Annotated in this window: 13 protein-coding genes; all 13 read left to right on the top strand. The window is 66.2% G+C overall.

The window, feature by feature from the left end; all coding sequences use genetic code 11:
* Positions 1-150 precede the first annotated feature (150 nt).
* The 13 genes from AC1HIL_RS22315 to trbG all read left to right on the top strand — a co-directional run bounded on the left by AC1HIL_RS22315 (position 151) and on the right by trbG (position 12,420).
* Positions 151-1,095, top strand: coding sequence for a LysR family transcriptional regulator (locus AC1HIL_RS22315; protein ID WP_066123738.1), 945 nt, complete (start codon positions 151-153; stop codon positions 1,093-1,095).
* Entirely contained in the window at positions 1,092-1,370 is a 279-nt protein-coding gene (locus tag AC1HIL_RS22320) for an EexN family lipoprotein (RefSeq protein WP_056581661.1), read from the top strand. Before AC1HIL_RS22315 ends, AC1HIL_RS22320 begins: the two co-directional genes overlap by 4 nt.
* 236 nt (positions 1,371-1,606) lie before the next feature.
* Entirely contained in the window at positions 1,607-3,607 is a 2,001-nt protein-coding gene (locus AC1HIL_RS22325; RefSeq protein ID WP_056581665.1) for a conjugal transfer protein TraG, read from the top strand.
* Positions 3,604-4,068 (top strand): ribbon-helix-helix protein, CopG family, encoded by a 465-nt coding sequence (locus tag AC1HIL_RS22330; protein WP_003111089.1) that lies wholly within the window; start codon positions 3,604-3,606, stop codon positions 4,066-4,068. Before AC1HIL_RS22325 ends, AC1HIL_RS22330 begins: the two co-directional genes overlap by 4 nt.
* The gene (trbB, locus tag AC1HIL_RS22335) at positions 4,065-5,117 is read left to right on the top strand and encodes a P-type conjugative transfer ATPase TrbB (RefSeq protein WP_056581667.1); all 1,053 of its coding nucleotides are present in this window, start codon (positions 4,065-4,067) and stop codon (positions 5,115-5,117) included. The genes AC1HIL_RS22330 and trbB overlap by 4 nt, the downstream gene beginning before the upstream one ends.
* Complete coding sequence (locus AC1HIL_RS22340) at positions 5,114-5,497, top strand: TrbC/VirB2 family type IV secretion system protein (RefSeq protein WP_056581670.1); 384 nt, start codon at positions 5,114-5,116, stop codon at positions 5,495-5,497. The genes trbB and AC1HIL_RS22340 overlap by 4 nt, the downstream gene beginning before the upstream one ends.
* A complete protein-coding gene (locus AC1HIL_RS22345) occupies positions 5,494-5,766 on the top strand; it encodes a VirB3 family type IV secretion system protein (RefSeq protein WP_056581671.1) in 273 nt (90 codons plus the stop codon). Before AC1HIL_RS22340 ends, AC1HIL_RS22345 begins: the two co-directional genes overlap by 4 nt.
* A gap of 15 nt (positions 5,767-5,781) precedes the next feature.
* Positions 5,782-8,241, top strand: a complete 2,460-nt coding sequence (trbE, locus tag AC1HIL_RS22350) for a conjugal transfer protein TrbE (RefSeq protein WP_056581673.1) — start codon at positions 5,782-5,784, stop codon at positions 8,239-8,241.
* Positions 8,238-8,963 (top strand): P-type conjugative transfer protein TrbJ, encoded by a 726-nt coding sequence (gene trbJ, locus AC1HIL_RS22355; protein ID WP_056581676.1) that lies wholly within the window; start codon positions 8,238-8,240, stop codon positions 8,961-8,963. Before trbE ends, trbJ begins: the two co-directional genes overlap by 4 nt.
* A 12-nt stretch (positions 8,964-8,975) precedes the next feature.
* Entirely contained in the window at positions 8,976-9,308 is a 333-nt protein-coding gene (locus tag AC1HIL_RS22360; RefSeq protein WP_056581679.1) for an EexN family lipoprotein, read from the top strand.
* A complete protein-coding gene (gene trbL / locus AC1HIL_RS22365) occupies positions 9,305-10,690 on the top strand; it encodes a P-type conjugative transfer protein TrbL (protein WP_056581682.1) in 1,386 nt (461 codons plus the stop codon). The genes AC1HIL_RS22360 and trbL overlap by 4 nt, the downstream gene beginning before the upstream one ends.
* Before the next feature lie 24 nt (positions 10,691-10,714).
* Positions 10,715-11,419, top strand: a complete 705-nt coding sequence (gene trbF / locus AC1HIL_RS22370) for a conjugal transfer protein TrbF (protein ID WP_066116900.1) — start codon at positions 10,715-10,717, stop codon at positions 11,417-11,419.
* Positions 11,416-12,420 (top strand): P-type conjugative transfer protein TrbG, encoded by a 1,005-nt coding sequence (gene trbG / locus AC1HIL_RS22375; protein ID WP_056581687.1) that lies wholly within the window; start codon positions 11,416-11,418, stop codon positions 12,418-12,420. Before trbF ends, trbG begins: the two co-directional genes overlap by 4 nt.
* Positions 12,421-12,422: the final 2 nt, after the last annotated feature.

The following is a 12,422-nucleotide window of genomic DNA, read 5'->3' on the forward strand; positions in this document are numbered from 1 at the left end:
GGAAATGCAATCGTGGCGGGGCGTCATGATCGCTCCGATTTTCATCCGATCTACATCTGTACGGGACGCCAATCGTCGTCCACACAGATCGTTGTGACGAGATTGAGCATGGAGGCTCTGCGATGAAGATGCATTTTGAGAGGGCACTATATGGAGCTTCGTCATCTGCGTTGCTTCTTGGCCGTTGCTGAAGAACTCCACTTCGCACGAGCAGCGGAGAGGCTGCACATTGAGCAGTCGCCTCTGTCGCGCGCTATCAAGGAGTTGGAGGTGGAACTCGGGGCGGTGTTATTTGCTCGCACCACTCGCAGCACTCGATTGACGCTCGCTGGCCGACTGTTCTTGGAACACGTGCGTCGCGTGTTCACTGTCTTGGAGCAAGCCCGCGATAGCGTGAAAGCGGCGGCCAATGGTTTCCATGGGCAATTGCGAGTGGCATTGTCGGACGGCATCACACCGTCGCGCCTACCGGCTCTGCTGGCGCTATGCCGACAAGAAGAGCCTGAACTTGAACTCCGATTCTTCGAGGTACCGCTATCACAGCAGATCAAAGGTCTGCACGACGATCTGTACGACGTGGGGTTTGCGCAGTCTGATGAAGTAGGTGACAGCATCGCCGCCATACCTGTATGGCGAGACGCGCTCATAGTAACGGTGCCAGCCCGGCATCCGCTGCTTGCGTACAAGCGCATTCCTTTGGAGGAGTTGCTGCGCTATCCGCTGGTTCTATGCGATCCACAAGTTTGCGAAGGCCATGCCAGATTCGTAGATCGTGTGCTACGCCGGGCCGGCACGGAGCCGTTGGTCGCAGAACGGGTTGCTACGTGCGATCTGATGATGGTGCTGGTGTCGGCTGGCCTGGCGCTTGGGTTTACGGGTGCCGCGCGCATTGCCGCTAACCCTGACGCAGGTGTGGTGGCCCGACCGCTGGCATTGCGCGTGCCGCCGCTGACAACTTACCTACTGTTCCCCGAAGGCGAGCCGTCCGATGTTCTGGCCCGGTTCATTGAGCGCGTGCAGGCCATTGAATCTCCGGAACCCCCAAGGCCCAAGCCGGGCCATCATTCCGATCCCTTGGAGGAATCCACGCCATGAAGAAGCTCATCCAGTTCCTGCTGGTGGCCGCGCTGACTGCCTGCGGCAATTCCGAGACGCCACAAACGACCAACGTTCCGGAGGCGAATATCCCGACGGTGGAAGAACTGGCGGCCAACCCCGAACGGCTCAAAGAGCTGCGCCAACAATGCAAGACGGATCGCCCCAAGCTGGGCGACGTGCTGTGCAATCGGGTAGCCGAAGCCACGCGCAAGCGGTTCTATGGCGACGGTGAAACGCCGTACACACCACCGAAGGAATCAGCCAAGTTCTGATCGTTGGCGGTTCGCAGCATCGCCTCAATATTTCTGCTCGACACGCCGCAATGCGTTATCGCTTGCGGTGTTTTTCATTGGTTCGCCCCTGCACTAATTCTGTCTTTTTGCTCGACCTTTCTGCTCGAAGCAGTCTTTGACCGGCACTGACCCGACACCCATCCTGACGCCTGCGGCACGTTCTTGTGCCGCCTTCCCCATGAGGAATCAGCGCAGGAGAAATCGGAGGCCAGGTCATGCAAGGGACGAACGTGCTGTTCGGTCAGATCGCCGTGGTATTCGGCATCGTGATCGCCGGCGTGTGGGGCGCCACACAATGGACAGCAGCGGCTCTTGGCTATCAACTACGCCTTGGCTCGCCCTGGTTTGACCTTCTCGGCACACCGATCTACCACCCGTGGAAGCTGTTTGAGTGGTGGTTCGTTTTCGATGCCTACGCGCCGCGCGTGTTCGATACCGGCGGCGCCATCGCGGGCGGCAGCGGCCTGCTGGCGGTGGTGGTCGCCATCGGCATGTCGATTTGGCGCTCGCGCCAATCGCGCCTTGTCACGACTTACGGCTCTGCCCGCTGGGCGAACGCGCAGGACATTCGCATGGCGGGCCTCACGCAGCCGGCCGGCGTGTTCCTGGGCCAGCATGACCGCCAGTACCTGCGGCATGAAGGCCCGGAACATGTCCTGACCTTCGCGCCCACGCGCTCCGGCAAGGGCGTGGGCCTGGTGGTGCCCACCTTGCTGTCCTGGCCCGCATCCGCCGTCATCCACGACATCAAGGGCGAGAACTGGCAGATCACCGCCGGCTGGCGCTCGCGCTTCTCACATTGCCTGCTGTTCAACCCGACCGATGCGAAGTCGGCGGCCTACAACCCGCTGCTGGAGGTACGGCGCGGCGCGCATGAGGTGCGCGACGTGCAGAACATCGCGGACATTCTGGTTGATCCCGAAGGCGCGCTGGAGAAGCGAAACCATTGGGAAAAGACCAGCCACGCACTGCTGGTCGGGGCCATCCTGCATGTGCTCTACGCGGGCAAGGACAAGACGCTGCGCGGCGTCGCCAACTTCCTTAGCGACCCGGCCAGCCCCTTCGAGCTGACCTTGCATCGGATGATGACCACGCCGCACCTCGGCGATGGGGCGCATCCGGTCGTCGCGTCGGCGGCGCGTGAAGTCCTCAACAAGAGCGACAACGAACGCTCGGGCGTGCTGTCCACGGCCATGTCGTTCCTCGGCCTGTACCGCGATCCCACGGTGGCCGAAGTCACTTCGCGCTGCGACTGGCGCATCGCAGACCTGATCGCGGCAGCGCATCCTGTGTCGCTGTACCTGGTGGTGCCGCCTTCGGACATTTCGCGGACGAAGCCGCTCATTCGCCTGATCCTCAACCAGATCGGTCGGCGCCTCTCCGAATCGCTCGATGGCTCCGATGGCATCGAGCGCCGCCACAAGCTGCTGCTGATGCTCGACGAGTTCCCGGCGCTGGGGCGCTTGGACTTCTTCGAGACGGCACTGGCCTTCATGGCCGGATACGGCATCCGCAGCTTCCTCATCGCGCAGTCGCTCAACCAGATCGACAAAGCCTACGGCCAGAACCATTCGATTCTCGACAACTGCCATGTGCGCGTGACGTTCGCCACGAACGACGAACGCACCGCCAAGCGGATCTCCGAGACGCTGGGCACGGCCACCGAGCTGCGTGCCCAGCGCAACTACGCGGGCCATCGGCTCGCGCCGTGGCTGGGCCACCTGATGGTGTCGCGCCAGGAGACGGCCCGCCCGCTGCTGACGCCGGGCGAAGTCATGCAGCTTCCACCCGACGAGGCAGTGGTGATGGTGTCCAGCATGGCGCCGATCAAGGCGAAGAAGCTGCGCTACTACGTGGACAGCAACTTCAAGCGTCGCGTGCTGCCGCCGCCCGCGCTGGCGGACGGGCAGTACGCCGACGCGCCGCCATCGCGGCCCGATGACTGGAGCGGGCTGGCGATTCCGCTGATGCCGGCAGCACCGGGCACGGCATCCGCCGACGACTTGGACAGCACCGACGACGGCGGCCCATGCCGTCAGCCCGAACTCTCCGAAACCGTCGCCTACGACCCCGTGCTGGCCGCGCCTGCGGCCGACCTTGGGCTGCTCGATGACGACGACGACCTGCCGCTTCCCCTTCCTCGCCAGCTTGATCCAGCCATGCAGCGCACGGCCCGGCTGGCTTCCCTCGACCCCAACGACGGAATCGAGCTATGAGCCACTACCGCCTGAACCTCTTTATCCAGCCCGAGCACGCCAAGCGGCTCGATGAGCTTGCCGCCAAGAAAGGCGTGTCCAAGTCGTCCATCGTCGCGGCGGCGCTCGCATCGTGGCTGTCGCCCGATGCCGCCGACCAGCGCGAAGCGGCCATCGCCAAGCGGCTGGATCGCCTGTCGCGCCAGGCCGAGCGCATGGAGCGCGACCAGAACATCGCCATCGAAACGCTGGCGCTGTTCATTCGCTACTACCTCACGGTCAGCACACCAGTCCCCGAGGCGCACCAAGACGCGGCACGCGCGCAGGGCAAAGCGCGCTTCGAGCAGTTCACCGAGCAGCTTGGCCGCCACCTGCTGCGGGGCCGCAGCCTGGTGCGCGACGTGGTGGAGGAACTGCATCCCGACCCGATGCGGATGGAAGACGCGGCGGCAGCCGCGCAAGCGCAGGAGCGTGCGTCATGAGTGCCGTTCCGCAGTCCATGACCGCCACGTCGCTCGACCGCCGCATCCAGATGTTGCGCACGGCGATGGGGCCGCTGATCGCCGCCGCGCTCGAAGACCCGGACGTGGTGGAGGTGATGCTGAATCCTGATCGCACCCTTTGGGTGGATCGGCTTTCTAGTGGGCGCGCGCCGATGGGCGTGGAACTGTCCGAGGCGGACGGCGAGCGAATCATCCGCCTGGTCGCGGCCCACGTCGGCGCAGAAGTCCATCGCGGCCAGCCGCTGCTGTCCGCCGAGTTGCCCGAAACCGGCGAACGCTTCGAGGGCATCTTGCCGCCGGCAGCGCCGGGGCCGGCCTTCGCGCTGCGCAAGCGTGCCATCGGCGTAATTCCGCTGGAGCGGTACGTCATCGACGGAATGATGACCAGCGCGCAAGCGGGCTTTCTCGTTCGCGCCGTGCGCGAGCGGCAGAACGTGCTGATCGCCGGCGCCACCAGCAGCGGCAAGACCACGCTCGCCAATGCTTTGCTCGCCGAAATCGCCGCCACCGGCGACCGCGTGCTGGTGCTCGAAGACACGGTGGAGCTGCAATGCGCGGCCCGTGACCACGTTCCTCTGCGCACCCGCGCAGGCGTGGTGTCCATGACCGAGCTGGTGCGCTCGTCCATGCGCCTGCGGCCTGATCGCGTCGTCGTTGGCGAAGTGCGCGGCGCCGAGGCGCTGGATCTCATCAAGGTGTGGGGCACCGGCCATCCCGGCGGCATCGCCACGATCCATGCCGGCTCCGCACTCGGCGCGCTGCTGCGCTTGGAGCAACTGATTCTCGAAGTGGCGGTGAACCCGCCCCGTGCGCTGATCGCCGAGGCGGTCAACGTGGCGATCCACATCGCCGGGCGCGGGCGCAAACGCCGCATCGAGAGCATCGCCCGCGTCGTCGGCTTCGACGGCGTGGGCTACCAACTGGCGGACGCGCTGGAAACGCCGTTTCCCGAGCTGCCGCCGCTTCCCAATGCCGCACCCGCTGCGGCGACTTCCCCATCCCCTGACTCACTTGGAGAACTGCCATGACGCAGATGACCATTCCTGCTTTCCGTTTTTCTGCAAATCCGGCTTTGCGCCACGCGCGGCTGCGCTGCCTGGCCCGCCCTGCGGGGCAAGGGCTGCTGCTGGCCGCGCTGCTGCTGTTCCTAGCCGGAACCGCGCAGGCCGCCGGTTCCTCGATGCCGTGGGAAGGCCCGCTGCAATCCATCCTCGAATCCATCCAGGGGCCGGTGGCGCGAATCGTCGCGGTCATCATCATCATCGCCACGGGCCTCGCGCTCGCCTTCGGCGACACGTCCGGCGGATTCCGCAAGCTGATCCAGATCGTCTTCGGTCTGTCCATCGCGTTTGCGGCTTCCAGCTTCTTCCTGTCGTTCTTCAGCTTCTCCGGCGGGGCGGTCGTATGAGTGCCCCGGACACCTTCAGGGACGGCTTCGAGGTGCCGCTGCATCGCTCACTGACCGAGCCGATTCTGCTTGGCGGTGCGCCGCGCACCGTGGCGATCGCCAACGGCACGCTGGCCGCCGCTGTCGGCTTGGGCCTGCAACTGTGGATTCCCGGCGTGGTGCTCTGGATCGTCGGCCATTCGCTGGCGGTGTGGGGTGCGCGCGTCGATCCGCAGTTCATGCAGGTCTTCGCCCGGCACATCAAGCACCGCCCGCTGCTGGACGTGTGAGGGGAGGACGCCGCGATGCTGAATCTCGCCGAATACCGCCAGCGCCCGGCCTTGCTTGCCGACTGGCTGCCCTGGGCCGGGCTGGTCGCGCCGGGCCTCGTCTTGAACAAGGACGGCAGTTTCCAGCGCACGGCCCGGTTTCGCGGGCCTGACCTCGACAGCGCGACGCAAGGCGAGCTGGTCGCCACGTCGGCGCGGTTGAACAATGCGCTGCGCCGCATGGGATCGGGCTGGGCGCTATTCATCGAAGCCGAGCGCCGGCCTGCGGCCGACTATCCGCACTCGGAGTTTCCCGAGCCGCTTTCGTGGGTGGTGGAGGAAGAACGCCGGGCCGCCTTCGAGGAATCGGGTAATCACTTCGAGAGCGGCTATCACCTGACGCTGCTTTACCTGCCGCCGGAAGAATCCCGCGCTCGTGCAGCCAGGATGCTCTACGAGAACACGCCGACGAATGGCGTGGACTGGCGCGAGCGGCTGCAAGCCTTCGTCGCGGAAACGGATCGCGTCTTCGACCTGCTCGACAGCGTGATGCCGGAAATTGACTGGCTCGATGACGCGCAGACGCTGACCTACCTGCACGCGACCATCTCGACGCTGCGCTATCGCGTGGGCGTGCCCGAAGTGCCGTTCCACATCGACGCGCTGCTGACCGATTCCGCGCTGGTCGGCGGCCTGGCGCCCATGCTGGGCGACCAGCACCTGCGCGTGGTGTCGGTGCGAGGTTTCCCGACCTCGACCTGGCCGGGGATTCTGGACGACCTCAACCGCCTGGGGTTTGGGTATCGCTGGAGCACGCGCTTTCTGTGCCTCGACAAATCCGAGGCGGAACGGGGGTTGGGGCGCTTGCGCCGCCAGTGGTTCGCCAAGCGCAAGAACGTCATCGCGCTGTTGCGCGAAACGATCTTCCAGCAGGAAAGCCCGCTGGTCGATACCGACGCGAACAACAAGGCGGCGGACGCGGATGCCGCCTTGCAGGAACTGGGCAGCGATCAAGTCGCCTTCGGCTACCTGACGGCGACCGTCACCGTCATGGACGAGGACGCCGGCGCAGCCGACGAGAAGCTGCGCATGGTGGAGCGTGCCATCCAGGGCCGGGGCTTCGTCACCATTCCCGAAACGCTCAACGCCGTGGATGCGTGGCTGTCGTCCATTCCGGGCAACGCCTACGCCAACGTGCGTCAGCCCATCGTCTCGACGCTGAACCTGGCGCACATGATGCCGGTATCGGCGGTATGGGCCGGGCCGGAGAAGAACGACCATCTCGACGGCCCGCCGCTGATCGTCACGCGCACCGATGGCGCCACGCCGTTCCGGCTGGTGACGCACATCGGCGACGTGGGCCACACGCTGGTCGCGGGGCCGACTGGCATGGGCAAGTCGGTCTTGCTTGCCACGCTGGCGATGCAGTTCCGCCGCTACCGCGGCTCGCGCATCTTCGCCTTCGACATGGGGCGCTCGATGCGAGCCACGATCCTCGGGCTGGGCGGCGAGCACTACGACCTCGGCACGGATGGCGAAATCGCTTTCCAGCCGCTCGCACGCATCGACCGCGAGGGCTACCGCACCTGGGCCGCCGAATGGATCGAAGGCCGCTTGCTGCACGAAGGCGTGGCGGTCGGCCCAGACGAGAACGCGGCCATCTGGTCGGCGCTGGGAAGTCTCGCCGGTGCGCCGGTGGAGCAGCGCACGATGACCGGGCTTTCCGTGCTGCTGCAATCGAACACGCTTCGGCAGGCGTTGTCGCCCTATGTGCTGGGTGGCGCGCACGGCAAGCTGCTGGACGCCGACCACGACCGGCTGGGCATGGCCGACGTGCAGTGCTTCGAGATGGAGGAGCTGATGCACAGCAAGGCCGCCGTCATGGCCGTGCTGCATTACCTTTTTGCGCGTTTCGATGAACGCTTCGACGGGGCGCCCACGCTGCTGATCCTCGATGAAGCGTGGCTGTTCCTCGACGACCCGGTGTTTGCCGCACGCATCCGCCAGTGGCTCAAGACGCTGCGCAAGAAGAACGTCAGCGTCATCTTCGCCACGCAGAGCCTCGCCGACATCAAGGATTCGAGCATCGCGCCCGCGATCATCGAGAGCTGCGCGAGTCGGATTTTCTTGCCCAACCCGCAGGCGACGGAACCGCAGATTCGCACGATCTACGAAGGCTTCGGCCTGAACAGCCGGCAGATCGAGATCGTCGCCACCGCGAGCCCCAAGCGCGACTACTACTACCAATCCCGCCTCGGCAATCGCCTGTTCGACCTCGACCTGGGGCAGGCGGCGCTGGCCTTCGCGGGCGCTTCCACGCCGCAAGACCAGCGCGACATAGACCGCGTGCTGCTGGACGCCGGCGTGCCCGGCTTCGCGGGCGCCTGGCTGCGCCATCGCGGCCTCGATTGGGCGGCCGACCTGCTGGCCTCGTTCCCCGGCCTCGCGCCGGGTTCTTTCCGTACCACCGACCACCCACAGGAGAACCTGCCATGAAAAAGCGTCTTGTCGCCGCCGCCATCTCGGCCATGCTTTGCACTGCCACCGCCCACGCGCAATGGGTTGTGATCGACCCCACGAACCTCGTGCAGAACACGCTGACCGCGATCCGCACGCTGGAGCAGATCAATAACCAGATCCAGCAGCTCCAGAACGAAGCGCAGATGCTGATGAATCAGGCGCGCAACCTCGCCAGCCTGCCGTCCAGCGTGGTCGGCCAGTTGCGCGCCAATCTGGCGACCACGCAGCGGCTGATCGACCAGGCGCGCGGCCTGGCCTACGACGTGACGAATCTGGATCGGGAGTTCCAGCGCCTGTATCCCGAGCAGTACGCCGCCACCGTCAGCGGCGACCAGATGTACCGCGATGCGCAGGAGCATTGGCGGAACACGCTCAACGGCTTGCAGACCACCATGCGGATGCAGGCCCAGGTGTCGCAGAACCTGGGCGAAGACGAAAGCGTGCTGGCCGACCTCGTGGGCAAGAGCCAGTCGGCCGAAGGCGCGCTGCAAGCCATGCAGGCCATGAACCAGTTGCTGGCCTTGCAGGCCAAGCAGTCGATCCAGTCGCAGCGGCTCCAGATCACGCAAGATCGGGCCGCCTCGCTGGAGTTGGCACGGCAGACCGCGGCCACGGAACGCGCCCGCGAGGTGCGGCGGCGTTTCCTGGGCGATGGCACGCCATACACGCCGCAGCGCGTGGATTTCTACGGCAACTGACGGGAGGCCGCTATGCGATGCGTCCTCGTCCCGTCTGTTCTGGTACTTGCTGCGCTGCTGGCCGCTTGCAGCGAACAGCCGGCTGACCACCTTGCCGATGCCTTGGCCGCCGATCCCTTGCGGCTCAAGGCATTGCGCGCGCAATGCGCGGACGACCGGCAGGCCACGGGCGAGGACGCTTGCCGCGCCGCCGCCGAAGCCTTCCGGCGGCGCTTCTTCTCCGGCCAGGCTGGGCCGGATGAATACCAGACGCTGGCCGACCTGCCGCCGATCCCGCCGAGCTTCGAGGAACCGGCCGATGGCATGGCGCCGGCCGTTCCCGCCGAACCGAAGGACACGCCATGAATGACGTGACCATCATCGACCAATTCCTCAACACCTTTGCCGCTTATATCGACTCGGGTTTCGGGCTGCTGCGGGGCGAAGTGGCGTTCCTCACGGCCACGCTGATCGTCATCGACATGACGATCGCCGGCCTGTATTGGGCCATGAGCCATGCCACCGGCCAGGGCGAGGACGTGATCGCCAAGCTGCTGCGCAAGGTGCTCTACGTCGGTGCCTTCGCCTACATCATCAATAACTTCAACTGGCTGGCCAGCATCGTGTTCCGCTCGTTTGCGGGATTGGGCATCACAGCCACCGGCTCGGCCATCACGATGGAGAACTTCTTGCAGCCGGGCCGGCTGGCGAAAACCGGCATCGACGCCGGGGCGCCGATTCTGGAGCAGATCGGCGAGATGGCGGGCTTTCCCGAAGTGTTTGTGAACCTCGACCCCATCGTGGTGATGTTCCTCGCGTGGCTGGTCGTGGTCTTGTGCTTCTTCGTGCTGGCGATCCAACTGTTCATCACGCTGATCGAGTTCAAGCTGACCACGCTCGCCGGATTCGTGTTGGTGCCGTTCGCGCTCTGGAACAAGACCGCGTTCCTCGCCGAGAAGGTCTTGGGCAACGTGGTGGCCTCCGGCGTCAAGGTGCTGGTGCTGGCCGTGATCGTCGGTATCGGCTCAGGCTTGTTCGCTCAGTTCCAAGTCCATCCTGCCGAGCCGTCCATCGACCACGCGCTGGTCATCATGCTGGCCTCGCTCACCTTGCTGGCGCTCGGGATCTTCGGCCCCGGCATCGCCACGGGCCTCGTCTCCGGTGCGCCGCAGCTCGGCGCTGGCGCAATGGCCGGTGCTGCTGTCGGCGCTGCCGGCACGGCCGTCGCCATCGGCGCCGCCGCGACGGGCGTGGGTGGCGCCGTGGCTGCTGGTGCGCGCATGGCCCCGGCTGCCGCCAAGCTGGCCGGTAGCGGTGCGCGCGCCGCTACGTCGGCGGCCAGCAGTGCGAAGTCGGCGTTTCAGGCCGGTTCCGCCGCCGCTGGCGGCGGCGCAAAGGGCGCGATGGCGGGCCTGGGCAACGTCGCCAAGACCGGCGCGCGGGCGGCCGGGCGAGGCGCTGCATCCCGCGCTTCCGCTGCCGGGCAACGCATGGCCGCTCCCTTCCACGCTGGCTGGAATGGCGCTGCTGCCGATGGTGGCGCGGGCGCGGCATTCGGTCAGGGTGCCGCAGGCGAGGCCGCATCCGGCGCCGCTACGGCGCAGACACAGGAACGGCCCGCTTGGGCCAAGCGCCTGCATCGCCGCCAGCAACTCACCCACGCCGCGACCACCACCGCCCACACGCTGCGCGGTGGCGATGGCGGCGGCTCCGGCCAGGGGCCGAGCCTGCGCGGCTCCGACGAATAAAGCGATTCATAAGGAGAACTGACCATGCGATTCAAGAAGCCGCAGGTGCGCTATGCCGACACGCCGCAACCTGCCACGCCGTACCAAGCCGCCGGCCAGGTGTGGGACGACCGTATCGGCTCGCCGCGCGTGCAGGCGAAGAACTGGCGGCTGATGGCCTTCGGCTGCCTGACGCTCGCGCTGCTGATGGCTGGCGGCCTGGTGTGGCGCTCGGCGCAGTCCATCGTGACGCCCTACGTCGTGGAGGTGGACAACGCGGGCCAGGTCCGCGCCGTGGGCGAGGCCGCCACGTCGTACCGGCCCACTGATGCGCAGCAGGCGTACTACATCGCGCGCTTTGTGACGCTGGTGCGCTCGCTGTCCATCGACCCCATCGTCGTCCGCCAGAACTGGCTGGACGCCTACGACTACACGACCGACAAGGGCGCAGCGGTGCTCAACGACTACGCGCGTGTGAACGATCCGTTCGCACGCATCGGCAAGGAGTCGGTGACGGTGCATATCACCAGCGTCGTGCGAGCCAGCAACACCTCGTTCAACGTGCGCTGGACGGAACGCCGCTACGTCAACGGCGCCGCGGCCGGGCTGGAGCGGTGGACGGCCGTGGTGACCATCGTGCTCCAGCTACCACGCACCGAAGAACGCCTGCGCCGCAATCCCTTGGGCATCTACGTCAATGGTCTGTCGTGGAGCCGCGAGCTGGATTCTTCCGAAGGAGCCAAGCCATGAATGATCTTCTCCGTAAATCCGCTTTGCCAGTGATCCTGCTTGCATCCACCGCCTTGTTTTCGGGCTGCGCCACGCAGGGCAAGCCGCCGCCCGTGATCTCGCTCGATGAGCCGGTGCTTGCCCAGCCGCTGCCAGAACCTCCTGCGCCGGTGGAGGTGGTGGCCGTGCCCGAGGTGCTGCCGATGCCGGCGCAGTTGAAGCCGTTGCCCGAAGCCGAGGACGCCAAGCCCATGCCGGAGCCGGCAGACGAGAAGGTGCGCGTCTCGCGCGCCAATGCCGAGGCCCGCGTCGCACCTACGCGCGAGGGCTACGTCAACGCGATTCAGGTGTGGCCGTTCACCGACGGCGCGCTGTATCAGGTCTATGCGGCCGTGGGCCGCGTGACCGTGGTTTCGCTCCAGCCGGGCGAGGAGCTGGTGACGGTCGCCGCCGGAGATACCGTGCGCTGGATCGTGGGCGACACGTCCAGCGGACGCGGTGCCGAGTTGCGCGTGAACGTGCTCGTTAAGCCGATCCGCTCGGGCCTCAGGACCAATCTTGTCATCACCACCAGCCGCAGGACGTACCTGTTGGAGCTGGCCTCGACGGAAAAGACGTGGATGGCGTCGGCGTCCTGGGAATATCCGCGCGACCGGATGCTGGCCTTGCAGCGCCAGGCGCAGGCGGCCAGCGCAGTCGCGCCGGTGGATTCCGGCTTGTCGTTGGAGAACCTGCGCTTCCGCTACGCGGTCAGCGGCAGTAATCCGCCGTGGAAGCCGCTGCGCGCCTTCGACGACGGGCAGAAGGTCTATATCCAGTTCCCCGCCGGCATCGCGCAAGGCGAGCTGCCGCCGCTGTTCGTGATCGGGCCGGAAGGCGACGGGCAACTGGTCAATTACCGCTTCCGCTCGCCGTACTACATCGTGGATCGGCTGTTCGGCGCGGCCGAACTGCGCCTGGGCGGTGACAAGGGCGACGTGGTGCGGATCAAGCGCACGGACGGCGTCGCGCGGAGGAACTGACC

Source organism: Variovorax sp. ISS6, assembly GCF_056523145.1.